The organism is Azotobacter armeniacus (genome assembly GCF_054779355.1).
The window spans coordinates 48,005-72,445 of the sequence record NZ_BAAGYK010000020.1; the positions used below are offsets into that span (position 1 = coordinate 48,005).

21 protein-coding genes and 1 pseudogene are annotated in these 24,441 nt (G+C 67.3%); 8 read left to right on the forward strand and 14 right to left on the reverse strand.

Annotated features, from left to right (window positions below; genetic code table 11):
- The first annotated feature begins 428 nt into the window (after positions 1–428).
- From ACYVD0_RS04995 to ACYVD0_RS05010, 4 genes are read left to right on the forward strand one after another with little or no spacing between them, the layout of a single operon-like run.
- Positions 429–1,703: a TolC family protein gene (locus ACYVD0_RS04995; protein ID WP_460425779.1), complete on the forward strand. Its 1,275-nt coding sequence runs from the start codon at positions 429–431 to the stop codon at positions 1,701–1,703.
- Positions 1,700–2,977 carry an efflux RND transporter periplasmic adaptor subunit gene (locus ACYVD0_RS05000; RefSeq protein WP_460425780.1) on the forward strand — a complete coding sequence of 426 codons (1,278 nt, stop codon included), beginning with the start codon at positions 1,700–1,702 and terminating at the stop codon, positions 2,975–2,977. The genes ACYVD0_RS04995 and ACYVD0_RS05000 overlap by 4 nt, the downstream gene beginning before the upstream one ends.
- Before the next feature lie 10 nt (positions 2,978–2,987).
- Positions 2,988–6,212, forward strand: coding sequence for an efflux RND transporter permease subunit (locus ACYVD0_RS05005; protein WP_460425781.1), 3,225 nt, complete (start codon positions 2,988–2,990; stop codon positions 6,210–6,212).
- On the forward strand, positions 6,209–6,565 hold the full coding sequence (locus ACYVD0_RS05010; protein WP_460425782.1) for a DUF3147 family protein: 357 nt from the start codon (positions 6,209–6,211) through the stop codon (positions 6,563–6,565). The genes ACYVD0_RS05005 and ACYVD0_RS05010 overlap by 4 nt, the downstream gene beginning before the upstream one ends.
- 53 nt (positions 6,566–6,618) lie before the next feature.
- Here ACYVD0_RS05010 and arfA read toward each other — a convergent pair.
- From arfA to ACYVD0_RS05040, 6 genes and pseudogenes are all read right to left on the reverse strand, one after another.
- Positions 6,619–6,768: pseudogene (gene arfA, locus ACYVD0_RS05015) on the reverse strand (alternative ribosome rescue factor ArfA); the annotation flags it as partial.
- A gap of 156 nt (positions 6,769–6,924) precedes the next feature.
- Complete coding sequence (locus tag ACYVD0_RS05020) at positions 6,925–7,377, reverse strand: Lrp/AsnC family transcriptional regulator (RefSeq protein WP_460425783.1); 453 nt, start codon at positions 7,375–7,377, stop codon at positions 6,925–6,927.
- Positions 7,378–7,646: 269 nt separating this feature from the next.
- Entirely contained in the window at positions 7,647–8,396 is a 750-nt protein-coding gene (locus tag ACYVD0_RS05025; protein WP_460425784.1) for an IS5 family transposase, read from the reverse strand.
- A 157-nt stretch (positions 8,397–8,553) separates the two neighbouring features.
- A complete protein-coding gene (locus tag ACYVD0_RS05030; RefSeq protein ID WP_460425785.1) occupies positions 8,554–9,096 on the reverse strand; it encodes a nuclear transport factor 2 family protein in 543 nt (180 codons plus the stop codon).
- 278 nt (positions 9,097–9,374) lie between these two features.
- Positions 9,375–10,046, reverse strand: coding sequence for an FMN-binding negative transcriptional regulator (locus ACYVD0_RS05035; RefSeq protein ID WP_460425786.1), 672 nt, complete (start codon positions 10,044–10,046; stop codon positions 9,375–9,377).
- Between the two features lies 1 nt (position 10,047).
- Positions 10,048–10,665, reverse strand: coding sequence for a DJ-1/PfpI family protein (locus ACYVD0_RS05040; RefSeq protein ID WP_460425787.1), 618 nt, complete (start codon positions 10,663–10,665; stop codon positions 10,048–10,050).
- A gap of 91 nt (positions 10,666–10,756) precedes the next feature.
- Between ACYVD0_RS05040 and ACYVD0_RS05045 the strand changes: the two genes are divergently transcribed.
- On the forward strand, positions 10,757–12,091 hold the full coding sequence (locus ACYVD0_RS05045) for an aminotransferase-like domain-containing protein (RefSeq protein WP_460425788.1): 1,335 nt from the start codon (positions 10,757–10,759) through the stop codon (positions 12,089–12,091).
- 490 nt (positions 12,092–12,581) lie between these two features.
- On the opposite strand, the gene holA is transcribed toward ACYVD0_RS05045, so the two are convergent.
- From holA to leuS, 3 genes are read right to left on the reverse strand one after another with little or no spacing between them, the layout of a single operon-like run.
- Entirely contained in the window at positions 12,582–13,622 is a 1,041-nt protein-coding gene (gene holA / locus ACYVD0_RS05050; RefSeq protein WP_460425789.1) for a DNA polymerase III subunit delta, read from the reverse strand.
- A gap of 37 nt (positions 13,623–13,659) precedes the next feature.
- On the reverse strand, positions 13,660–14,289 hold the full coding sequence (locus ACYVD0_RS05055) for an LPS-assembly lipoprotein LptE (RefSeq protein WP_460425790.1): 630 nt from the start codon (positions 14,287–14,289) through the stop codon (positions 13,660–13,662).
- Positions 14,290–14,341: 52 nt separating this feature from the next.
- Positions 14,342–16,954: a leucine--tRNA ligase gene (leuS, locus tag ACYVD0_RS05060; protein WP_460425791.1), complete on the reverse strand. Its 2,613-nt coding sequence runs from the start codon at positions 16,952–16,954 to the stop codon at positions 14,342–14,344.
- A 199-nt stretch (positions 16,955–17,153) separates the two neighbouring features.
- On the opposite strand from leuS, the gene ACYVD0_RS05065 reads away from it, so the two are divergent.
- Both ACYVD0_RS05065 and ACYVD0_RS05070 read left to right on the forward strand, forming a co-directional pair.
- Positions 17,154–17,585, forward strand: coding sequence for a zinc ribbon-containing protein (locus ACYVD0_RS05065; RefSeq protein ID WP_460425792.1), 432 nt, complete (start codon positions 17,154–17,156; stop codon positions 17,583–17,585).
- Between the two features lie 26 nt (positions 17,586–17,611).
- Positions 17,612–18,373: a YdcF family protein gene (locus ACYVD0_RS05070; protein WP_460425793.1), complete on the forward strand. Its 762-nt coding sequence runs from the start codon at positions 17,612–17,614 to the stop codon at positions 18,371–18,373.
- Here the strand turns inward: ACYVD0_RS05070 and lnt are convergent.
- From lnt to miaB, 5 genes are all read right to left on the reverse strand, one after another.
- Entirely contained in the window at positions 18,364–19,917 is a 1,554-nt protein-coding gene (gene lnt / locus ACYVD0_RS05075; protein ID WP_460425794.1) for an apolipoprotein N-acyltransferase, read from the reverse strand. The two genes, ACYVD0_RS05070 and lnt, sit on opposite strands and share 10 nt — an antisense overlap.
- A 121-nt stretch (positions 19,918–20,038) precedes the next feature.
- A complete protein-coding gene (locus tag ACYVD0_RS05080; protein WP_460425795.1) occupies positions 20,039–20,881 on the reverse strand; it encodes an HlyC/CorC family transporter in 843 nt (280 codons plus the stop codon).
- Positions 20,878–21,369, reverse strand: a complete 492-nt coding sequence (gene ybeY / locus ACYVD0_RS05085) for an rRNA maturation RNAse YbeY (RefSeq protein WP_460425796.1) — start codon at positions 21,367–21,369, stop codon at positions 20,878–20,880. The genes ACYVD0_RS05080 and ybeY overlap by 4 nt, the downstream gene beginning before the upstream one ends.
- Positions 21,362–22,375: a PhoH family protein gene (locus tag ACYVD0_RS05090; RefSeq protein WP_460425797.1), complete on the reverse strand. Its 1,014-nt coding sequence runs from the start codon at positions 22,373–22,375 to the stop codon at positions 21,362–21,364. Before ACYVD0_RS05090 ends, ybeY begins: the two co-directional genes overlap by 8 nt.
- A 136-nt stretch (positions 22,376–22,511) precedes the next feature.
- Entirely contained in the window at positions 22,512–23,840 is a 1,329-nt protein-coding gene (gene miaB / locus ACYVD0_RS05095) for a MiaB/RimO family radical SAM methylthiotransferase (protein ID WP_460425798.1), read from the reverse strand.
- 155 nt (positions 23,841–23,995) lie between these two features.
- Between miaB and ACYVD0_RS05100 the strand changes: the two genes are divergently transcribed.
- On the forward strand, positions 23,996–24,328 hold the full coding sequence (locus tag ACYVD0_RS05100; protein ID WP_460425799.1) for a DUF1820 family protein: 333 nt from the start codon (positions 23,996–23,998) through the stop codon (positions 24,326–24,328).
- Positions 24,329–24,441: the final 113 nt, after the last annotated feature.

Sequence of the window (24,441 nt, forward strand, 5' to 3'; positions counted from 1 at the left end):
GCCCCGCGCTTGTCCCGTGCCTCGTCGCACTGGCGCTGCTGCTGGCCATGCTGGTGACTCCGGTGCTGACCTCGCTCGGCGAGCTCCACGACCTCTCCCATGCTCCGCACGGCGCACATGCCCATCTCGGGCACGCGTCCGGCCACGGCAGCGACCCGGGCGCCCAAGTGGAGGTGGACGATGAGAGTGGCGGAGGCCTGCATGCGCTGCTCCACTCCGCCCATTGCGCCGGGCATGTTGCGCAGGTCGCCCTGTCCGCCTTCCCGTGCCTGAGCGCCGTTACTCCGAGCCGTGTCCGCGCGCTGGACGAGACGCCGCTCCTGCCCGTGTCGCCCCCCCACGCGCCCTACCGACCGCCGATCGTCGCGTAAGCACCCGCCTGGCCTGTAGCCGGCACTCCCTTACCTTGATCCGATCGGAGCTTCTTCATGCGTTCACGACTCGCGGCGCTCGCCGCATTGGTCGCGGTATTCCCCGTGGCCTGGCCCGCGCTCGCCGCCGACCGTCTTTCCCTGGACGACGCCTTCGCCCGCGTCGCCGCCACCCATCCCGAACTGCGCCTGTTCGACAGCCGCGGCGCGGTGTTCGCCGCGGAACGTGACCGCGCCGCCCTGCGTCCGGCGCTGGTCGCCGGCGCCACCCTGGAGAACGCCTTCGGCACCGACGAAGCGCGTGGCCTGCAAGGCGCCGAGCTGACCCTGAGCCTGGCCTCGGTGCTGGAGCGCGGCGGCAAGCTTGATGCGCGGCAGATCCTGGCCCGCAGCCGCATCGACGCCCTGGCGGTCGAGCGCGAGGCGCGGCGCCTGGACCTGCTGGCCGAAGTGGCCCGGCGCTATCTGGCGATGGTCGCGGCCCGCCGCCAGGGCGAGATCGCCGAGCAGGACATCGCCCAGCGCCGGCGGACCCTGGCCGGGGCGCGCCGGCGCCTGCAGGCCGGCGCCTCGCCGGAGTCGGTGGCCCTCACCGCAGAGGCGGCCCTGGCCCGCGCCGAGCTGGAGCGGGCCAGGGCCCGGCAGCGCTTGGATGCGGCGCGCCAATACCTGGCGGCGCTCTGGGGCGAGCGCGATCCGCAGTTCGAGGTGGTCGTCGCTGATCCCGCGCGACTGCCGGAGATCGCCGACTTCGCCGCGCTGAGCGCACTGCTCGAGCGCACCCCGGAGCTGAGCCAGTTCGTCGGCCAGCGGCGCATCCGCGAGGCGCGTCTGCAACTGGCGCGCAGCCAGGCGGCGGCGGACCTGAGCTGGCAGGTCGGCGTGCGCCGCCTCGAGGCGAGCGACGACTTCGGCCTGGTCGGCAGCCTGTCGCTGCCGCTGGGCGCGGAGCGCCGTGCCGAACCCGAGATCCGCGCCGCCCAGGCCGAGCTGACGGCGCTGGAGATCGAGCGCGAGGCCCGCGAGCTGTCGCTGCATTCCACCCTGGCCGAGGCGCACGGCCGTTACCGCGCCGCGCAGCTCGAGGTCCGCCGCCTGCAGGCCGAGGTCATCCCCCTGCTGTCCCGCGCCGAGGGCGCCGCCGAGCGTGCCTATCGCGCTGGCGCTGTCAGCTACCTGGAATGGGCCCAGCTGCAGTCCGAGCGGACTGCGGCCCGCCGCCAGCAGCTCGACGCCGCGCTCGACGCCCAGCGCACCCTCATCGAAATCCAGCGACTCACCGGCCAGGCATTCGTCGCCGCTCCGTCCACCGACCAAGGAAACGCCCCATGAAAGCATCCCTCCCGGCCGGTCTGCTGCTGGCCCTGACCCTGGCGCTGACTGCCTGCGACGGCCATTCGCCGGCCGAGTCCGCCCCTCACGAGCATGCCGGCGAGCACGGCGGGCATGGTGAACATGAAGAGCACGACGAGCTGCGCAAGGGCGCACATGGTGGCCGCCTGCTCGAGCAGGGCGCGCTGGCCGTCGAGCTGGGAATCGCCGAGGACGGCACGCCGCCGAAATACCAGGCCTGGCTGTACCGCGACGGCCAGTTGCTGCCGCCCGCGGCCGGCAGCATCGAGGTGCGCCTCAGGCGCCTTGGCGACAGTGCCGAGAACCACCGGCTGGAAGCCCAGGCCGATGGCAGCCTGATGGCCTCCAGCGTGGTCGGCGAGCCGCATTCGTTCGACGTCGAGGTGCTCGCCACGGTCGAGGGCCAGGCGCTGCGCTGGGCCTACCCGAGCTACGAGGGACGCACCGAGATCGAGCGGACCATCGCCGAGGAGGCCGGCATCCGCGTGGCGCCGGCCGGTCCCGGGGAGATCGCCGACGCGCACGAGGTTCAGGGGCTGCTGACCCCGGTCGAAGGCAAGGTCGCCAAGGTCGCGGCGCGCTTTCCCGGGCCGATCCGCCGCCTCGCCGTCAACGTCGGCGACCCGGTGCGCGCGGGACAGACCCTGGCCAGCGTGGAAAGCAACCTGAGCCTGACCGAGTACCTGGTGACCTCGCCGATCTCCGGCGTGGTGCTGGCGCGCAACGCCAGCCTCGGCGCCCTGGCCGGCGAGAGCGCGCCCTTGTTCGAGGTCGCCGACCTGTCGACCCTGTGGGTCGACCTGCACCTGTTCGGCGCCGATGCCCAGCACATCCGTCCGGGCCTTCCCGTCGAGGTGACCCGCCTGAGCGACGGCGCCAGCGCCCGCAGCGTGCTCGAGCGCGTGCTGCCCGGCACCGCGACGGTCAGCCAGAGTACCGTGGCCCGTGCCAGCCTGGCCAACGCCGACGGCTTCTGGCGTCCCGGCTCGGCGGTCAAGGCGCGCATCGTCGTCGCCCGCCAGCCGGCCGCGCTGGTCGTGCCGCTGGCGGCGCTGCAAACCTTCCGCGACTGGGAGGTGGTGTTCGTTCGCGTCGGCGACACCTACGAGGTGCGCCCGGTCGAGCTGGGCCGGCGCGACGCCGAGCGGGTCGAGGTGCTGGCGGGGATCGAGCCGGGCGATGATCTGGTGGTCGAGCAGAGCTACCTAGTGAAGGCGGACATTGAAAAGTCCGGCGCTTCCCACGATCACTGAGGGTGCCGCGATGCTCGAGAACATCATTCGCTTCGCCATCGTCCAGCGCTGGCTGATGCTTGCGCTCACCCTGGCCCTGGCGGGCCTGGGCGGCTGGAGCTTCACCAAGCTGCCGATCGACGTCACCCCGGACATCACCAACGTGCAGGTGCAAATCAACACCGAGGCTGCCGGCTACTCGCCGCTCGAGGCCGAGCAGCGCGTGACCTTCCCGATCGAGACCGCGCTGGCCGGCCTGCCCGGCCTGGACCACATGCGCTCGATCTCGCGCTACGGCCTGTCGCAGGTCACCGTGGTGTTCCGGGACGGCACCGACCTGTACTTCGCCCGCCAGCAGGTCGGCGAGCGCCTGCAGCAGGTGCGCGCGCAGCTGCCGGCCGGCCTCGAGCCGGCGATGGGCCCGATTGCCACCGGCATGGGCGAGATTTTCATGTACACGCTCGATGCCGACCCGGCGGCGCGCAAGCCCGACGGCACGCCTTGGAGCGCCACCGACCTGCGCACCCTGCAGGACTGGGTGGTGCGGCCGCAGCTGCGCAACACCCCCGGGGTCACCGAGGTCAACACCATCGGCGGCTTTGCCCGGCAGATCCACATCACCCCCGATCCGGCCCGGCTGGTCGCCCTGGGCTTCACCCTGCACGACGTGGTCCGCGCGGTGGCGGCGAACAACCGGAACCTCGGCGCCGGCTACATCGAACGCAACGGCCAGCAGTTCCTGGTCCGCGCCCCCGGGCAGATCGCCGACCTCGACGCCCTGCGCGACATCGTGCTGGACCGCCGCGAGGGCGTGCCGATCCGCGTGCGCGACGTGGCCGAGGTGGGCGAGGGGCCGGAGCTGCGCAACGGCGCGGCCACCCAGAACGGCAGCGAGGTGGTGCTGGGCACGGTGTTCATGCTGATCGGCGCGAACAGCCGCGAGGTCGCCCAGGCCTCGGCGGAGCAGCTCGCCGAGGCGAACCGGAGCCTGCCGCCCGGGGTCAGCGCCAACCCGGTCTACGACCGCACCCGCCTGGTCGAGCGCACCATCGAGACGGTGGCCAAGAACCTGGCCGAGGGTGCGCTGCTGGTGATCGCGGTGCTGTTCCTGCTGCTCGGCAACTTCCGCGCGGCGCTGATCACCGCCATGGTGATTCCGCTGTCGATGCTGCTCACCGTCACCGGTATGCTGCGCGGTGGGGTGTCGGGCAACCTGATGAGCCTGGGCGCGCTGGACTTCGGCCTGATCGTCGACGGCGCGGTGATCATCGTCGAGAACTGCCTGCGCCGCTTCGGCGCCCTGCAGCAGGCGCTGGGCCGGCCGATGACCGGCGGCGAGCGGCTCGACACCGCGGCTTCGGCCACCGCCGAGGTGATCCGCCCGAGCCTGTTCGGGCTGGGCATCATCACCGCCGTCTACCTGCCGATCTTCGCCCTCGGCGGCATCGAAGGGCGGATGTTCCAGCCGATGGCTATCACCGTGGTGCTGGCCCTGAGCGGCGCCATGCTGCTGTCGCTGACCTTCGTGCCGGCGGCCATCGCGCTGTTTTTGCGCGGCCGCGTGGCGGAGCACGACACCCGCCTGATGCGCTGGGCGCGGCGCGGCTATGCGCCGCTGCTGGGCTGGTCGCTGCGCCGGCGCGGCTGGGTGATCGCCGCGGCGCTGGCGCTGGTCGCCGCCTGCGGGCTGCTTGCCACCCGGCTGGGCAGCGAGTTCGTGCCGAGCCTCGACGAGGGCGACATCGCCCTGCATGCGCTGCGCATTCCCGGCACCAGCCTGGACCAGGCGATCCGCATGCAGGCGACCCTGGAGGCGCGGATCAAGCAGTTTCCCGAGGTGGAGCGGGTGTTCGGCAAGCTCGGCACCGCCGAGGTGGCCACCGACCCGATGCCGCCCTCGGTGGCCGACACCTTCCTGATCCTCAAGCCGCGCGCGCAGTGGCCCGACCCACGCAAGCCCAAGGCCGCGCTGATCGCCGAGATCGAGGCAGCGGTCAAGCGGTTGCCGGGCAACAACTATGAGTTCACCCAGCCGATCCAGATGCGCATGAACGAGCTGATCTCGGGGGTGCGTGCCGATGTGGCGATCAAGCTCTATGGCGACGACCTGGAGCGGCTGGTGGCGGTCGGTCAGGAGATCGAGGCGCTGGCCAAGCGGGTGCCGGGCGCCGCCGACGTCAAGCTGGAGCAGGCCACCGGGTTGCCGCTGCTCAGCGTCGTCCCCGACCGCCAGGCGCTGGCGCGCTACGGCCTCAACCCCGGCGCGGTGCAGGACACCCTGGCCACGGCGGTCGGCGGCGAGGTCGCCGGCCAGCTGTTCGAGGGCGACCGGCGCTTCGACATCGTGGTGCGCCTGCCCGAGCGCCTGCGTCAGGACCCCGCGGCCCTGGCCGACCTGCCGATCCCGCTCGGCGACGGCCTCAACGCCGACGAGTCCAGCCGCGCCGCCGCCTGGCTGTCCGGCGCGCCGCAGACCGTGCCGCTGCGCGAGGTGGCGAAGCTGGAGATCCAGCAGGGGCCTAACCAGATCAACCGGGAGAACGGCAAGCGCCGGGTGGTGGTGACCGCCAACGTGCGCGGGCGCGACCTCGGCGGCTTCGTCGCCGAGCTGCGCCAGCGGGTGGCCGCCGAGGTCACGGTGCCGGCCGGCTACTGGGTCGACTACGGCGGTACCTTCGAGCAACTGATCTCGGCCAGCCAGCGCCTGGCGATCGTGGTACCGGTCACCCTGGCGCTGATCTTCGCCCTGCTGTTCTGGGCCTTCGGCTCGGTGCGCGATGCGCTCATCGTGTTCAGTGGCGTGCCGCTGGCGCTGACCGGCGGGGTGATCGCCCTGGCCCTGCGCGGCATCCCGCTGTCGATCTCCGCCGGGGTCGGCTTCATCGCCCTGTCCGGGGTGGCGGTGCTCAACGGGCTGGTGATGATCGCCTTCGTGCGCCGCTTGCGCGAGCGCGGCGCGGGCCTCGAGACGGCGCTCGTCGAGGGCGCCCTCGGCCGCCTGCGCCCGGTGCTGATGACCGCTTTGGTGGCGTCGCTCGGCTTTTTGCCGATGGCGCTCAACGTCGGCGCCGGCTCCGAGGTCCAGCGGCCGCTGGCGACGGTGGTCATCGGCGGGATCATTTCTTCGACCCTGCTGACCCTGGTCGTGCTGCCGGCGCTGTACCGCTGGCTGCATCGGCATGCGGAATCGCGCGAGCCACAGCCGGAGGACCGGATGGCTGCCCCGGGCCGCCTGGAACAGGAGCTGAGCTCTTGACCGCCTTCCTGATCAAGGTGCTGGTGACCGCGCTGCTGGTGGTGCTGATCAGCGAACTCGGCAAGCGCAGTTCTTTCGCGGGGGCGCTGCTGGCCTCCTTGCCGCTGACCTCGCTGCTGGCGCTGATCTGGTTGTATCGGGATACCGGCAGCGCTCTGCAGGCCGCTGTCCTGGCGCGGGGGATCTTCTGGCTGGTGCTGCCGTCGCTGGCCTTCTTCCTGGTCTTTCCCGCGGCGGTCAAGCTGGGCTGGAGCTTCTGGCCCGCACTGGGGGCGGGCGTGCTGGCGACGCTGCTGGCCTATGCCGTCCTGCTCGGGATCGACCGGTTGTTCCGGCTGGGGTTGTTCGTTTAGGCGGCCCGGCGGCGCAGGCTCCGCTCTTGCATGGCGTGATTGGCCCGGCCCGAAAAGACCGAAGCCTTCCGGTCGTCGGACCGGAAGGCTTCGCGGCGGTAGCTACCCTTGCCTTTCTTCGGTTGTTCCTGGCGGCAGCGGAACAGCGGTTGGGCGACCAGGGATTTGGCTTTGTTCGGCCGGGAGCGGGATTTCGTGGCCATGAGCGTCCTCCTGTAGGGCCTGCTCCATGCAGGCGCGCGCATCATGCGCGGCTGGTCAAAAAATGTCCAGTCGCACGGTCGCGGAGCCCGGAACATCGGCCAGGAGCGGACGCTCCGGCTGAGCCGTACTTCGGACACGATCTTGTAAGTGGGGCGTTACAGCGGTAGGGCTCGGTCTGCAATAACCCGTTTTATGACCAGGGTTGAGGTCAATCGTTGGACGTTAGGCAGTGCCGACAGTCGTTCATCATAAAGCTGCTGGAATGCCGAAAGATCTCGAGTAACGACGTGTAGAAGGTAATCGGGGTCGCCGAACAATCTTTGCGCCTCGATTATCTGCGGAATCTCCAGAAGAGCCGTCTCGAACTCCGCAACCGCTCGGCTAGTACCTTCCCGCATGGTCACGAAAACCATAGCCGAAAAGCTCAGCCCCAGGGCGTCCGGCGCCAGATGAGCGCGATAGCTCTGAATCACTCCCGCCTCCTCCATCGCACGGACACGGCGATGGCAAGGTGAGAGGCTCAGACCCACTCGCTCTGCTAGCTCTGTCAGCGAGAGGCGACCGTCAGCTTGAAGCTCGGCAAGAATCTTTCGATCAATTCTATCCATGTGGAAGAAATTATCCCTGACAGGCTAGCGCTCTGGAAGATTTGAAAGAAAATTCTATCAGAATCTCTCTATTCTCCTCTTTCCCTTATGACTCCCGGTAGCTCTCACTCTTCAACAGGGGGACTGCCCTTCACGTCCGCGAGAAAGAGCCATGCAGTTATCCGCAGTCGATGCACTGGCGAAAGGGAAGATCCAGTGACTATCAGCATGTTGGCTGCCTTCTGGGCGGTTTCGTTTTTGTTCGTGATCACCCCTAGGGGGTGTTGACGTCACATGGGGAGCCACAGGAACCCACAGGCCATGGCTACCCTGCTCTCGTAATTTCGCTTCAGCTTGTCGTAGCGGAACGCCACGGCGCGGTAATGCTTCAGCCGGGCAAAGGCATTCTCGACCAGATGCCGGTAGCGATACAGCCCCCGGTCCAGATCGCCATTGCCCTTGATCGAGTTGCGCTTTCGGGGAATGACCGCTTGAGCGCCCTGCGCCTCGATCTGCTCGCGGATGCACTCGCTGTCATGGCCCTTGTCGGCCACGATCGCTTCGGCGGACGGCAGCTGTGCAATCAGCTCGGGGGCCGAGCTACAGTCATTGACCTCGCCCCCGGTGATCTCGAAAGCCACGGGCAGTCCATATGCATCGACGGCCAGATGGATCTTGCTCGTGTGTCCCGCGCGGCTTTTACCGATGGCTTCGGGCTGGTCGGTGGCCGCACCGGCACTGTGCTGGTGGGCCTTCACATAGGTGCCATCGATGAAGGCCCACTCGAGATCGGGCTCCTCGATCAATGCCTGGAAAACCTTGAGCCACTTGCCCGCCGACGACCACGCGTTGAAACGCTTGTAGACCGAGTTCCAGCCTCCGAAGGCGCTGGGCAGGTCTCTCCACGGGCAGCCTGCGCGCATCCGGTAGAGCATGCCCTCGACCGTCATGCGCAGATCCGGCTTTTGGTAGATGGCTTGCTGGAGCAGAACCTTTTCCAGCTTCGACCAGCGTTCGTCAGTGAGCATTGATCGGGGCATTGCCAGCCTGCGGAGGGAGCGGTGTGGGAACCGTGATTTTGCAGGTTTCCCCGTCCTCATCGACCCCTCTGGCTCGAAACGTCAACACCCCCTAGGCTCCCCGGCGGAGCAAGGTTCATTGCGAACAAGCCAGCGGCTCGACGCAGAGCGACCTCGATCATGACCGGATGTCGCCCATGTACTCACGGTACTCGACGATCTTGCCCCCCCTCGCCTTCATGAATATGGTGTGCAGACCGTCATATGGCAGTCCTCCGATATTGCCGATGCCACGGTCGCACACCACCACCCAATCGCCGTCGTAGAATTGCAGGTCGACGTCGCTTTGCGTGATGCGGTTACCCGCCGTGCCATGCTCACGCGCCCACGCCATCATCTTCTGTTTGGCATCGGGTCCAGTGTGGCGTCCCCGGTACGGGCCGATCGGGAACTGAAACACGAAGTCGTCCGCAAGCATGGCGAGGTACGGCTCCCAGTCGCCAGTCGCCCAGCCACTGAAGAAACTCTCGACGGCGCGATCCAGAACCGCGCGGACGTTGGTGTCAGAAGCGGCAGGTTGCTGTGCATCCGTCTCGCCCCTTTTCTTCTCCGGCGAGTCGGATGCTTCGGTGTGCGCGCAGCCGATCGCCAGTGCTGCCAGTGCCGTTGCGCTGGTGATGATGAGCGATCGTCTTGTTATGGTGTCTGATGAGTTGCTCATAGTGTCTCCTTGGCTTACGGGATTCAAACAAACAGCCGCTTCTTCTTGCCGGCCGAAGAGGCGGCAGAACGATTAAGCTAACCGGCGAGCTAAAGCGTAGCTTTGGCTCGCCCAGCGAACGAAGTGAGCGAGGTTGAGCAACTTGTTATGCATTTAGCAGCTTCGGGTCGCTCTGTGCCGGTGGTGTCCGGCTCAGTCCAGCCACGAAGAGACGTTCGGATCTACCGAACAGATGGCAAGAGAGTGGCAGCTACCAGAGCAGAAAGCTGCCGCTCCGCCTACGCACGCTCCACCAAACTGGCCACAGAGATATTGCGGTGGGGATCGTCCTCATCACGCAGCCCGCTAATGACCCCCGCTCGGTCAGCGTCGTTCTTGTTCTGGCTCATCTTGAACTTGCCTTCGATTCGCCGGATCGCGATCTCGATGCCGATGATGGCTTTCAGCTGTCCCGCGACATAGTCGGCCGGCGCATCACCAACCGACCACGGCTGAAGACGCGGCTTTTCGTGATGATCTGTCATGTCGTTCAGCTGCCTGAGCAGCCAGGCGGCATCTTCGACCACGGACGGGTTGCCCCAGGCATGCACCGTGGCGTAGTTCCAGGTGGGAACAGCCTTGTGGGTTTCAGCCTTGCCCGGATACCACGAAGGCGTGACATAGCCTTCCGGCCCTTGAAAGACCACAAGGCACTCGGCCAGCCCAACCAACTCTTGCCAATGCGGATTGGCTCTCGCCATGTGGGCTCGCAGCACGCCGTGCTCCCCTTCGTCCGGGTAGAGCAAGAAGGGCAAGGGAGAAGCCTGAAGGCCACTGGCGCCGTTCGTCACCAGGAGAGCCAGTGGATGCGCCTGCATGAGCTGATGCAGATTTTCAGTGCGGTTTTCCCGGAAAGCGTTGGGGATATGCATGGTCAGGTCGGTCGCATTTTGATAACAAAAGGTGGCCATCTCACGCTGTGACGGAGCACTCGTCCAGAAATGGCGTGATGTTTTGAAGCATGCGCTCGATGTAGATCTCCTTTTCGCCCACGGGTGCAACGTAGTGCATTGCACTCCGGGCCGCCTCGATGCCCTCCAGCCGGGCAATGACCCAACTGGCCAGGTACTGCGACGCAAGGCAGCCGCCTGCGGTGGCCACATTGCCCCGGGCAAAGAAGGGCTGGTTGAGCACTGCCACACCGGCTTCCTCCACCCAGGGTTTGGTGATCAGGTCCGTACAGGCCGGCACGTCTTCGAGCAGACCCAGCTTGGCCAGCACGAGCGTGCCCGAGCACTGCGCGCCTACCAGCTGTCGTGCAGGGTCCAACTGCAGTTGCGCCATCAGCGCAGCATCGGCGACGACCTCCCGTGTCTGCATCCCACTGCCGACCAGCACCGCATCGGCCGCTGCCGCTTCGGCAAGGGAAGCCTGCGCTTCGAGCACGACGCCGTTCATCGAACGGACCCGGGCGGTCGGGCTGGCAATCGATACGCGCCAGTCCGGCTTCTTGATGCGATTGAGAATTTCGAGGGCGATGAGCGAATCGAGTTCGTTGAAACCTTCAAAGGTGAGGATGGCGATGTGCATGGTGTTCATTGCTCCGTGCAAGCTGTTGCGATGACCCATGGTAAGTACAATAATCGATACAATCAAAAAATTGTCATGGATACATTGACGCATGCCCCTGGCCCGTTACAGACAGTTGGTCGACATGCTCGCCGCTGAAATCCGCGATGGTCGCTTGCCTCCGGGTACCCGCCTGCCGACCCACCGGAAGCTCGCCGCCCAGGAAGGGCTTTCGCTTGTCACCGCCACCCGCGTCTATGCGGAGCTCGCGGCCATGGGGCTGGTCAGCGGCGAGACCGGGCGCGGCACCTTTGTGCGAGAGACCTCCTTGCCTCGCGGCCTGGGGATCGACCAGGAGGCCGCCGCTGCAGACATGGTGGATCTGAACTTCAATTACCCATCGCTCCCGGGCCAGGCAGAGTTGCTGCGCACAGCCCTGCGCCAGCTCGCCGCCTCGGGGGATCTGGATGCGCTGCTGCATTACCAGCCACACGCTGGACGCCAACACGAGCGGGCGACGGTGGCGCACCACCTTGTCAGCCGGGGGCTGGCGGTGAATGCGGAGCAGGTGATGATCGTGGCGGGTGCCCAGCATGGCCTGGCAACGACCGTCATGGCACTGCTGCAGCCCGGCGATCTCGTGGCCACCGACGCACTGACCTACCCAGGGTTCAAGGTGCTCGCTGACGCTCAGCGCCTAGAACTGGCGCCGATCCCGGCGGCTGGAAACGGCCCCGACCTCGATGCACTGGAGCGCTTGTGCCAGAAGCGGCGCGTGCGGGCCATCTATGTCATGCCGACGTTGCACAACCCGTTGGGCTGGGTGATGAGTGCGAATCGGCGGCAGCACCTGATCGCGCTTGCCCGCCGACACGGGCTACTCATTATCGAGGACGCGGCCTATGCCTTTCTCGCCGAAGATCCGCCATCTCCATTAGCAGCGCTCGCCCCGGAACGGACGGTCTACGTGTCCGGGCTCTCCAAGAGTGTGGCCACCGGACTGCGCGTCGGCTTTGTCGCGGCGCCGCTCGAATGGGTACCGAAGCTCGAACGCGCCATCCGCGTCAGCACCTGGAACACGCCTGGCGTGATGACGGCGATTGCATGCGCCTGGCTCGAAGATGGAACCGTCACCCGCCTCGAAGCGGAGAAGCGCCGGGACGCCATGGCACGGCAGGCCGTCGTCACGGATGTCCTTGCCGGCCTAGATTTCGTGCGCCATCCGGCGTCCTACTTCGTCTGGCTGCCGCTGCCAGAAGAAGTGCGCGCCGATCGTGTGGCGACGGCGCTCATGCGCGACCGGATTTCTGTTTCAACGGCCGAACCCTTTGCTACGTCAGCACAGGTGCCGCATGCCATCCGCCTGGCGTTGGGGTCCGTCGAGCAGGAGGCCCTTCGGGAGGCATTGGCAACGGTCAGGGGGGTAATCGACGAGCATGCATATTGACGCCCTTCATCGAAAGGCCGACGTAGGCACCTTTGGCCCAACGACAACAGCAGGTTGATAGTTGCCGCGCAAGGTTAGGTTGGTGACCGGCAGCTATCCGTTTAGATTGCAGCCGTTAGCGGTTCCTGATGTCATCAGGCAGCTTAGGGTCGGTTGCTGCCGGTATAAACCAGTTTCTTTTGGCTATGCCCATAGGAGAAGTTGTCTCTTCTTACATAACCATGGCTCATGGTTGAGTCACCCTGCCGCAGTGACGCCATGTCACAGTGACACAACGCAGCATCCGGGTACATTGCATACTTCACTGTGCTTTCTGCTTCTATAGCAAACTTGCCGGCCTGCCGTTCTCCAGCGCGCCGGCTTTTTCTTTTATCCGCTACTCAAATCTACGTGTTCAGTCCAGGACGCCCACAGGACGAGGATCTGCACAAGCCCGTGCGCGAGCTGCTCGAAGCCGCCCGGCGCACTCATGATAGGGTTGGCGCGCATCTCAGAACTCCGGCGGCAGTGGCAGACGCTGGCCGGCGATGGCCAGGGCCAGCCGGGCCAGGCCGTTCCACGGCTCGCCCTCGGCCTGGCCCTTGATCTGCGCGTCGATCAGCTGGGCCTCGCGCAGCAGCTGGTTCCAGCGTCCTGCCGGATGGCGCTGCAGGGCCCTGGAGAGCAGCGGGCGGCGCTTTTCCCAGACTGGCGGGCGCGCCTGGGCGAAGGCCTTCTCCAGCGGCACGCCCTGGGCGTACTGCTGCGCCAGTGTGGCCAGCAGGCGCAGCTCGCGGGCCAGCGCCCAGAGGATCACCGGGGTTTCCACGCCTTCGCCACGCAACCCGTCGAGCATGCGCAGGGCGTGGGTGGCCTGGCCGGCGAGAGCGGCGTCGAGCAGGCCGAAGACGTCGAAGCGGGCGCTGTCGGCTACCGCGGCCTGCACGGTGTCGGCCGTGACCTGGTTGTTCTCGGCGAGCAGCTTGAGTTTCTCGATCTCCTGGGCGGCGGCCAGCAGGTTGCCTTCGACGCGGGCGGCGATCAGCTCCACCGCCTCCTGGCTGGCGGCCAGCCCGGCCTGGGCCAGGCGCTGGCGGATCCACTGCGGCAGCTGCTGGACGTCGACCGGCCAGACCTGGACGAACTGCACCTGCGGGCCGTCGAGCAGCGCCCTGGCCCACTTGCTCTTCTGGGTGGCGGCGTCGAGCTTGGGCAGGCTGATCAGCAGCAGGTTGACCTCGGCGGGACGGGCCAGGTATTCGAGGATCGCTGCGGCGCCTTTATCGCCGGGCTTGCCGTTGGCGATGCGCAGCTCCAGCAGGCGCTTCTCGGCGAACAGCGACAGACTGGCGCCGGCCTCGTAGAGCTGGTTCCAGTCGAAGCCGGCGTCGGCATTGAACACCTGGCGCTCGGTGAAGCCCTGGGCGCGGGCGGCGCCGCGGATGGCGTCGCAGGCCTCCTGGCAGAGCAGCGGTTCGTCGCCGCTGACCACGTAGACCGGCGCCAGGGTGTCCTTGAGCTGCTTGGGCAGTTGTGCGGAGGAGAGTTTCATGGAGGAAGGAGCGGGGCCGCGGCCCCGCCCGGCGGCGTCACGGGTTGAAGATGGGCGGCAGCTCGAGCGGCGACTGCTGCGGCGCCTCCTCCTCCTGCTGTTCCTGGGCGCGGCGGGCCGCCTCCGCGGCCTGCGCTTCGGCCTGGGCGCGCTCCTTGGCAATCTGCTCCATCTGGGCGATGCGCTCCGGGGTGAGCTGCTGCAGGCGCAGCATCAGTTGCTGGACCATCTCGCGGCGCATCTCCTCGCGCAGCTGCTGGGCTTCCTGGGTCGAGGCGGTGATGTTGTTCTGGTCATGGACATAGACCTTCTGCACCTCCAGCTCGTTGCTGCCGAGCAACTGCTTGCGGGCGTCGAGCAGTTCGTATTCGAGGGTGGTGGTCAGCTCGTATTCGACGCTGCGTGCCGAGCTGGTGTAGCTGGCGGTGCGGCGTTCCTCGCTCTCGCGGGCCAGTACCAGCTCATAGGGCGCGCCGGCATATAACTTGACTCCGCTGGCTTCGAGCTGGCGGCGCAGCAGCCGCTGGGTCTCGCCGTAGGCGTTGCGGGCAGTCAGGTTGAGCTCGGTGAGGGCGATGCGCCCGGTATCGCCGGTGCCGCGCAGCTGGAAGCCGCAGGCGCCGAGCAGGCTGGTCAGGGCGATGAGCGCGAGGCTCCGTTTGATCATCTGGTTTCCCCTTCGAGTGACCCCGGCGGCGTCTTGCCGCCGGGACGGCGCATCAATTGGCGACGATGTTGACCAGCTTGCCCGGCACCACGATGACCTTGCGGATGGCGAGGCCCTCAGTGAAGCGCAGCACGTTCTCGTTGGCGCGGGCAGCGGCCTCGATCTCCTCGCGGGCGGCGGCGGCCGGCACCTGGATTTCCCCGCGCAGCTTGCCGTTGACCTGCACCACCAGGGTCAGGCTGTCCTGAACCAGGGCGGACTCGTCCACCGCCGGCCAGGTGGCGTCGATGATCAGGCCGTCCTTGCCGAGCGCCTGCCACAGCGCGTGGCAGATGTGCGGGGTGATCGGCGCCAGCAGCAGGGCCACGGTTTCCAGGCCTTCCTGGAGCAGGGCGCGGTCCTGTTCGCTTTCGGCCTTCGCCTTCTCCAGCACGTTCATCAGGGTCATCACCTGGGCGATGGCGGTGTTGAACTTGTGGTGCTGGCCGACATCCTGGCTGGCCTGTTTGATGGCCAGGTGGATGGCGCGGCGGATCTCCTTTTGCGCATCGCTCAGGCTGCCGGTATCCAGCGCGCCCGGCAGGCCGGCGGCGACATGGGACTGAGCCAGACGCCAGACGCGGCGCAGGAAGCGGCTGGCGCCCTCGACGCCGGCGTCGGACCACTCCAGGGAAAGCTCCGGCGGGGCGGCGAACATCATGAACAGGCGGCAGGTGTCGGCGCCATAGGCGTCGATCATCGCCTGCGGGTCGACGCCGTTGTTCTTCGACTTGGACATCTTCTCGGTGCCGCCGATTTCCACCGGCAGGCCGTCGGACTTGAGTTTGGCGCCGATCACCTTGGCCCTGGCGTCGCGCTCGACTTCCACGTCGGCTGGGTTGAACCAGTCCTTGCCGCCGTTTTCCAGGGTGCGGTAGTAGGTCTCGGCGACCACCATGCCCTGGGTCAGGAGGTTCCTGAACGGCTCGTTGGAGGACACCAGGCCCTCGTCGCGCATCAGCTTGTGGAAGAAGCGCGCGTAGAGCAGGTGCAGGATGGCGTGCTCGATGCCGCCGATATACTGGTCCACCGGCAGCCAGTGGTTGGCCGCCTGCGGGTCGACCATGCCTTGGTCGTAGGTGGGCGAAGCGTAGCGGGCGTAATACCAGGACGACTCGACGAAGGTGTCCATGGTGTCGGTCTCACGCTTGGCCGGCTTGCCGCATTTCGGGCAGCTGCATTCGGAGAATTCCGGCATCCTGGCCAGCGGCGAGCCGGTGCCGTCCGGCACCACGTCCTCGGGCAGCACCACCGGCAACTGGTCTTCCGGCACCGGCACGTCGCCGCAGCTGTTGCAGTGGATGATCGGGATCGGGCAGCCCCAGTAGCGCTGGCGGCTGATGCCCCAGTCGCGCAGGCGGAACTGGGTCTTGCGCGCGCCGTGGGCGCAGGCCTCCAGGTCGGCGACGATGGCATCGAAGGCTTCGGTGAACGGCTTGCCGTCGTACTTGCCGGAGTTGACGGTAATCAGGCCTTCCTTGTCGGCATACCAGGCTTGCCACTCGGCAGCGCTGAAGTCCTTGCCCTCGGCGGCGTAGACCTGCCTGATCGGCAGGCCGTACTTGTTGGCGAACTCGAAGTCGCGCTCGTCGTGGGCCGGCACGGCCATCACCGCGCCCTCGCCATAGCCCCACAGTACATAGTTGGCGACGAATACTGGAAGCAGATCGCCGGTCAGCGGGTGAACGACGAACTGGCCGGTGGCCAGGCCTTTCTTCTCCATGGTGGCCATGTCGGCCTCGGCCACCGAGCCGGCCTTGCATTCGGCTATGAAGGCAGCCAGCTCGTCGTTGCCGGCCGCGGCGCGCTGGGCCAGCGGGTGCTCGGCGGCAACGGCGACGTAGGTGGCACCCATCAGGGTGTCCGGGCGGGTCGAGTAGACCTTGAGCTGGCCGGCTTCGCCGATGCTGGCGACGTCATAGTCGAAGACGATGTCGGCGCCGAAGCTCTTGCCGATCCAGTTGCGCTGCATGGTCTTGACCTGCTCGGGCCAGCCGGGAAGCTCGTCGAGGCTTTGCAGCAGTTCTTCCGCATAGGCAGTGATGCGGAAGTAGTACATGGGGATCTCGCGCTTCTCGACCAGCGCGCCGGAGCGCCAGCCGCGGCCGTCGATGACCTGCTCGTTGGCCAGCACGGTCTGGTCCACCGGGTCCCAGTTGACGGTGCCGTTCTTGCGGTAGATCACGCCCTTCTCGAACAGCCGGGTGAACAGCCACTGCTCCCAGCGGTAGTAGTCCGGCTTGCAGGTGGTGACTTCCCGCGACCAGTCGATGCCCAGGCCCAGGCTTTTCAGCTGGGACTTCATGTAGGCGATGTTCTCGTAGGTCCACTTGGCCGGCGCCACCTGGTTCTTCATCGCGGCGTTTTCCGCCGGCATGCCGAAGGCGTCCCAGCCCATCGGCTGCAGCACGTTCCGGCCCTGCATGCGCTGGTAGCGGGCGATCACATCGCCGATGGTGTAGTTGCGCACATGCCCCATGTGCAGCTTGCCGCTGGGGTAGGGGAACATCGACAGGCAGTAGAAGGTGTCCTTGCCGGGCTGCTCGCGCACTTCAAAGGATTTCTGGGCATCCCAAAGGGACTGCGCGGCGGCTTCGATCTCGCGGGGCTGATACTGTTCGTGCATGGTCTGCTGGCGCTGGAAAAGAGGGCGTTGGAAAACCCGGTAGCATACATGAGGTGCCTCGGCCATGGGAAACACCAAGCCAGCGCGGGGCGGCCGCCGATGGCGGTCTGCCGCCGTTTGTCGCAGTGGCCGCTCGCGGCGGGGACGGCCGCTAAGCTCAGGTGAGGGGGTGTCGTTTCTCTCGGTGTCGAGGTGTGGGATGGACGAGGCGAGAGCGAATGGCGGACTGTACCGTCGATTGATCGAGCGGATCGCCTGCGCCCTCGGTGGAGCCGAGGCCGTGCGCTGGCGCGGCGGGCAGGAGCCGGGTGTACTGGAGCTGCACGATCTGTCGCCCGCCGAGCGGGCGCTGATCCGCGCCTACCTGCGGCAGGACGTGCAGTGGCTGCGCGGCTGGCAGGCGGCGGCTGAGGAGCTGGCGCTGATCGAGCGCCAGGAGCATGTCGCCCGCGCCTTCGCTGCGACCGGCAGCTTGGCTGTGCCACGGCGGATCCGCCCACTGCGTCATGCGCGGCTGTTCTGCGCGTTGTGCGGACGGGCCGTGCGGCAGCGCCGCGCGGGCAGCATCGCGGCCTGTCCGGCGTGCGCCTCGCGGCTGTTCCGGGTCGGTCAGCGGCGCCGGCCGTGCTAGGCTGCGCACCTCGTGCGGAGGTGCCGATGCCGTTTCGCTACCTGCTCAAACAACTCTTGCTGCCACCGTCCGGCCTGTTGCTCGTGTTGGTCCTCGGCTGGTGGCTGCGCCGCCGCGCGCCCTGGGCGGCCGGGCTGTGTTTCGCCCTCGGCGTGAGCGGGCTGTGGCTACTCAGTCTGCCGGTGACGGTGGAGTGGGCGGCGCAGGCCATCGAGCGCGAGCCGGCCTTGGCGGAGGCGCAGTGGGTTCAGCTGGCGCAGCGCGCCGAGGCCATCGTGGTGCTGGGCGGCGGCCGTGAGCGCGGCGATCCGGCCTGGGGCGGCGACCAGCCGAGTCCGCTGGCGCTCGAGCGGCTGCGCTATGCCGCTCGCTTGGCGCGGGCCTCGGGCCTGCCGCTGCTGGCCAGCGGCGGCCTGCATTTCGGCCAGCCGCCCAGCGAGGCGGCGCTGCTCGGCGAGGTGCTGGCGCGGGACCATGGCCTGGCGCTGCGCTGGCGCGAGGAGCGCAGCCGCACGACCTGGGAGAACGCCCGCTACAGCGCCGAACTGCTGCAGCCGGAGGGCATCCACCGGGTGGTGCTGGTGACCCAGGCCTGGCACATGCCGCGGGCGCGCTGGTGCTTCGAGCGGGCCGGCTTCACGGTGCTGCCGGCCCCGGCGGGCTTTCTCGGCGTACCCAACGGGCGTCCGCTGGGCGGCTGGCTGCCAGAGGGGCGGGCGCTGTGGCAGAACGGCCTGCTGCTCAACGAGACGCTGGGGCGGCTGCTCTATCCGCTCCTCTACCGTTGAGCCTCGACGGCCGGGCTGCCTGCCGCGGACGGTTCGGCCCGCCGGCGCAGCAGCGCCCAGCCCAGCAGCAGGGCGGCGAGGGTCGCCAGTGGCCAGACGCGCCACTGCAGGTAGGGGGTGAGCCCCTGCATCGGTGTCACCTCGCCGTAGAGCACGGCCCGCTGGAACTGCGGCAGGCGCTTGGCGATCCGCCCGAAGGGATCGATCAGCGCGGTGACGCCGTTGTTGGTGGTACGGATCATCCAGCGGCCGGCTTCCAGGGCGCGCATCTGCGCCATCTGCAGGTGCTGCAGGGGGCCGATGGAGGTACCGAACCAGGCGTCGTTGCTGATGGTGAGCAGAAGGTCGCTCCGCGCGGCCAGGCTGGCGGCGAATTCCGGATAGACCACTTCGTAGCAGATGTAGGGGGCGATCTGCCAGCCGCGGGCCTGCAATGGCGGCTGGTCGGCCGGGCCGCGGGCGAAGTCGGACATCGGCAGGTCGAAGAAGGTGATCAGCCCGCGCAGCAGCTCCTGCAGGGGCACGTATTCGCCGAAGGGCACCAGCTTCTGCTTCAGGTAGGTGCCCGTGCCTTCGCCGGCCACGGTGATGCCGTTGTAATAGCGCGGCTCGCCCTGCGCGTTGTGCTGGCGGATCGGTACCCCGGTGAGCAGCGCGATGTTGCGCGTGCGTCCGTAGCGGTCCAGGCCGGCGAGGTAGTCCTCGGCATACTCCTGGAGAATCGGCACGGCGGTTTCCGGCCAGACTACCAGATCGACCGTGCCGGCCCGCTGCAGGGTGAGGTCGCGGTAGAGCATCAACTGGGCAGTGAGCTGTTCCGGGTCCCACTTGAGATTCTGCGGCACGTTGCCCTGCACCGCGGCGATCTTCAGCGGCGCGCCGGCGGGATGGGTCCAGGCATGGCCCTTGAGCGCCAGGCCGAGTCCCCAGGGGGCGAGCAGCAGGACGAGGGCTCCGGCCAGTGCCAGTGGCCGACGGCCCAGGCACGGCAGGTTGACCAGCAGCGCCGCGGACAGCGCGAGGACGAAGGACAGCAGCCAGACCCCGCCCATCGGCGCCAGGCCGGCGAGCGGGCCCTCGACCTGGCTGTAGCCGGCATAGAGCCAGGGAAAGCCGGTGAGGAACCAGCCGCGAAAGCCCTCCAGGGCCAGCCAGAGGGCGGCGAAGCCCAGGGCGTCGGCCAGCGGCGCGCCGGCCCGGCGCAGCCAGCGGCTCCACAGCCAGGCGGGCAGCGCGAAGAAGAACGCCAGGCCGAGCATGAGGCCGACGGTGAGCAGGCCGGCCAGCGGCAGCGAGGCGGCGCCGTAGTCGTGGATGCTGATGTAGATCCAGCTGGTGCCGGCAGCGTAGAGGCCGAAGCCGTAGCACCAGCCGCGCCACAGCGCTGCCCTGGGCGCCAGCTCGCGCAGGCCCAGGTAGAGCAGGGCGATGGACAGCAGCGCCAGCGGCCAGACGTTGAACGGCGCCTGGGCCAGGGGAGTCAGGGCGCCAGCGGCCAGGGCCAGTAGATTGCCCGGCCAGCCGGGGCGGGTGATCCAGCGCATCGGGAATCCTTGCTTGGGAAGAGGCGGCGCAAGCTTAATGGAGCGGCCCGCGGCATGCCATGACGGTCCGTTGACAAAAGGACAGAGCCCTGCGCGGCGCGCAGGGCTCTGTCGGGTGCGCTCAGTGGCGCGGGGGAGACAGGCGCAGCAGGTGGATGCGCCGGCTGTCGGCGTTCAGCACGCGGAAGCGGAAGTCGCCGACGTCGATGGTCTCGTTGCGCTTGGGCAGATGGCCAAAGGCATGGGCCACCAAGCCCCCCAGGGTGTCGAACTCGCTGTCGGGAAGCTGGCTATCGAAGCGCTCGTTGAAGTCCTCGATCGGCATCAGTGCCTTGATCACGAAGTCGCCACTGGGCAGCTCCTTGATGTAGCTGTCCTCCTCGACATCGTGCTCGTCCTCGATGTCGCCGACGATCTGTTCGAGCACGTCCTCGATGGTCACCAGGCCGGCGACGCCACCGTACTCGTCGATGACGATGGCCATGTGGTTGTGGGTGCTGCGGAACTCTCGCAGCAGCACGTTGAGGCGCTTGGATTCGGGGACGAAGGTCGCCGGGCGCAGCAGCTGCTTGAGTTCGCAGGCGCAGGCCTCGCCGGTATTGCGCAGCAGCAGCGGCAGCAGGTCCTTGGCGAGCAGGATGCCGACGATGTCGTCGAGGCTTTCGCCGATCACCGGATAGCGCGAGTGGGCGGCGTCGATGATGGTCGGCATGAATTCCTGGGGCGTCTGGCAGGCCTTGACGATGATCATCTGCGAACGTGGGACCATGATGTCGCGGACCTGCAGGTCCACGACCTGGATGGCGCCCTCCACGATGGTCAGCGCCTCGCTGTCGAGCAGCTCGTTCTCGTGCGCTTCGTGGAGGATATCCAGCAGTTCCTGGCGGTTGCGGGGTTCGTGGGCAAAGGCCTGGGTGAGTTTGCTCAGCCAGGATTGCCCGTTGCTCGATCGATCGTCGCTCATCTTCCTTCGCTCATAGTGCCCGTGGGTTCGGGCAGGTCGTCGCCGTCATAGGGGTCGGGATAGCCCAGTTCAGCCAGCAAATCCCGTTCCAGGGCTTCCATTTCCTCGGCTTCCGCGTCCTCGAGGTGGTCGTAGCCGAGCAGGTGCAGGCAACCGTGGATCACCAGGTGGGCCCAGTGGGCGTCCGGCAGCTTGCCCTGTTCGGCCGCCTCGCGCTCGACCACCGGCACGCAGATCACCAGGTCGCCAAGCAGCGGGATGTCCAGCAGCCCGTCGGGGATGTCGGCGGGGAAGGACAGCACGTTGGTCGGGTAGTCCTTGTGCCGCCAGGTACGGTTCAATTCGCGGCCTTCTGCCTCGTCGACCAGACGGATGGTCAGTTCGGAGTCGGCGCTGCGCTGGCGCAGGGCCAGTTCGCACCAGCGGCGGAAGTCGCTCTCGGCGGGCAGCGGCCGGCCGCTGGCCGCCTGCAGGTCCAGTTCAAGCATCGCGGCGTCCTTCCTGGCGCGGCTCGCCCTGGGGGCGGGCCGGATGGAGCTCCTCGAAGCGCTCGTAGGCCTCGACGATCCGTTGCACCAGCGGGTGGCGCACCACGTCCTTGGGCTGGAAGTGGGTGAAGCTGATCCCCGGCACGTCGCGTAGCACCTCGATCACATGGGCCAGCCCCGATTTGGTGCCGCGCGGCAGATCGACCTGGGTCACGTCGCCGGTGATCACCGCGGTGGAGCCGAAGCCGATGCGGGTGAGGAACATCTTCATCTGTTCCAGGGTGGTGTTCTGGCTCTCGTCAAGGATGATGAAGCTGTTGTTCAGGGTGCGTCCGCGCATGTAGGCCAGCGGGGCGATCTCGATCACCTGCTTTTCGATCAGTCGGGCGACGTGCTCGAAGCCGAGCATCTCGTAGAGAGCGTCATACAGCGGCCGCAAGTAGGGGTCGATCTTCTGCGCCAGGTCGCCGGGCAGGAAGCCGAGCTTCTCGCCGGCTTCCACCGCCGGACGCACCAGCAGGATGCGCCGCACCTGCTCGCGCTCCAGCGCGTCCACCGCGCAGGCCACGGCGAGGTAGGTCTTGCCGGTGCCGGCCGGGCCGATGCCGAAGTTGATGTCGTTGTCGAGGATCGCCTTGACGTAGCGCTGCTGGTTGGCGCCACGCGGGCGGATCAAGCCCTTGCGGGTGCGCAGGGCGACGCCGGCTTCGGCCCGGGGGTCGGCTAGCGTCTCCATGCCCGATTCCTGGAGGAACAGGTGGACCAGATCCGGCGACAGGTCGACGCCGTGGGTTTCCCGGTAGAGGCGGCGCAGCAGATGTTCTGCGGCCTGGGTGTGTTTCGATTCGCCGAGCAGTTCAAACTGGTTGCCGCGGTTGCGGATCTCGATGGCCAGACGTTGTTCGATCAGGCGCAGATGTTCGTCGAACTGTCCGCAGAGATTGGCGAAGCGGCGGGCTTCGAAGGGTTCGAGGGTGAAGCGACGGGGTTCTGTGGGTGCGTTCAAGGGCTTTAGGGGACAACCGTTCTACGGCGGGATAATGAAGAGAGAATAGCGCCGTCGGCGGCGGGGTGGAAGTCGATGCTGCTCAATGGCGGGGGCGGACCCGACGGGGCGCCGTCCGCCGGGCCGGGCGCGGGTGTCAGTCGAGCAGGCTGCCGCGCAGGGAGTGGGGCAGGGCGTCGTCGATGCGCACCTCGACGAAGTGGCCGATCAGCCGCGGGTTGGCCGAGGGGAAGTTGACGATGCGGTTGTTCTCGGTGCGGCCCTGGAGCATGCCCGGGTCCTTCTTCGAGTAGTCGCTGACCAGGATGCGCTGGGTCGTGCCGACCATCCGTCGGCTGATTTCGAAGCCCTGCTGGTAGATGCGGTGCTGCAGAATCTGCAGGCGCTGCTTCTTCACCTCATCCGCGGTGTCGTCGGGCAGGTCCGCCGCCGGGGTGCCGGGGCGCGGGCTGTAGACGAAGGAGAAGGAGAAGTCGAAGCCGACCTCCTCGATCAGTTGCATGGTTTGCGCGAAGTCCTGCTCGGTCTCGCCGGGGAAGCCGACGATGAAGTCCGAGCTGATGCTGATGTCCGGCACCGCGGCCTTCAGTTTGCGGATCCGCGACTTGTACTCCAGCGCGGTGTGGTTGCGCTTCATCGCCGCCAGCACCCGGTCGGAGCCAGACTGCACCGGCAGGTGGATGAACTTCACCAGCTCGGGGATTTCCGCGTGGGCCAGGATGATGGCGTCGGAGAACTCCAGCGGATGGCTGGTGGTGTAGCGCAGGCGGTCGATGCCGTCGACGGCGGCCACCAGATAGAGCAGTTCAGCGAAGTCGAGGGTGTGCCCGTCGGCAGCCGTGCCGCGGTAGCCGTTGACGTTCTGGCCGAGCAGGGTGACTTCGCGCACGCCGTTCTCGGCCAGGTGGATGACCTCGGCGAGCACGTCCTCCGGCGGCCGGCTGACCTCCTCGCCGCGGGTGTAGGGCACGACGCAGAAGCTGCAGTACTTGCTGCAGCCTTCCATCACCGAGACGAAGGCACTGGGACCGTCGACCCGCGGCTCGGGCAGGCGGTCGAACTTCTCGATCTCCGGGAAGGAGACGTCCACCTGCGGCTGCCGGGTGCTACGCGCGGCGTCGATCATTTCCGGCAGGCGGTGCAGGGTCTGCGGGCCGAACACCACGTCGATGTAGGGCGCGCGCTCGCGGATCGCTGCGCCTTCCTGGCTGGCCACGCAGCCGCCGACGCCGATCACCAGCGCGGGATTGGCCTGCTTCAGCTCGCGCCAGCGGCCCAGCTGGGAAAACACCTTTTCCTGGGCCTTTTCGCGGATCGAGCAGGTGTTGAGGAGGATGACATCGGCTTCCGCCGGATTCTCGGTGAGTTCCAGAGCCTGGTGTTCACCCAGCAGGTCGGCCATGCGCGAGCTGTCGTACTCGTTCATCTGGCAGCCGTGGGTTTCGATGAAAAGCTTCTTGGCCATGGGGGTCCGGTCTGGGTGATTCGAAAGACCGTGCATTATAGGTAGCCGCCGGAGGCTCGGCCAGAGACGCCAGGCGGGCGGTGCGCCGTGCCGGTCGTCTCCCGAGGCTCCTGTGCTATCCTTCGCGTCCCTTTCCGCCGATTTTCCCGCCGCCCATGAGCAAGCGCGAAGCCCCGATCTACAAGGTGATCTTCTTCAACCAGGGCCAGGTCTACGAGCTGTATGCCAAGCAGATCCGCCAGAGCGAACTGTGGGGCTTTCTGGAGATCGAGGAGTTCATCTTCGGCGAGCGCACCCAGATGGTGATCGATCCCAGCGAGGAACGCCTCAGGGCCCAGTTCGACGGCGTGCTGCGCAGCTTCGTGCCGCTGCATGCGATCGTCCGCATCGATGCGGTGGAGCGCCTGGGCACGGCGCGGATCAGCGAGGCGAAGGGAGGCGGGAATGTCACGCCGTTTCCCATGCCGCCGCTGCCGGATAGAAGCTAGCTTACCGCCGCTCTAGGGCCTGTTAACACTATTTGCTATAATGCAGCAAATAGTGTTGAGACCGAGTGCCATGCAACTGACCGCCGAGCAATTCAAACAAATCGAAGGCTTGT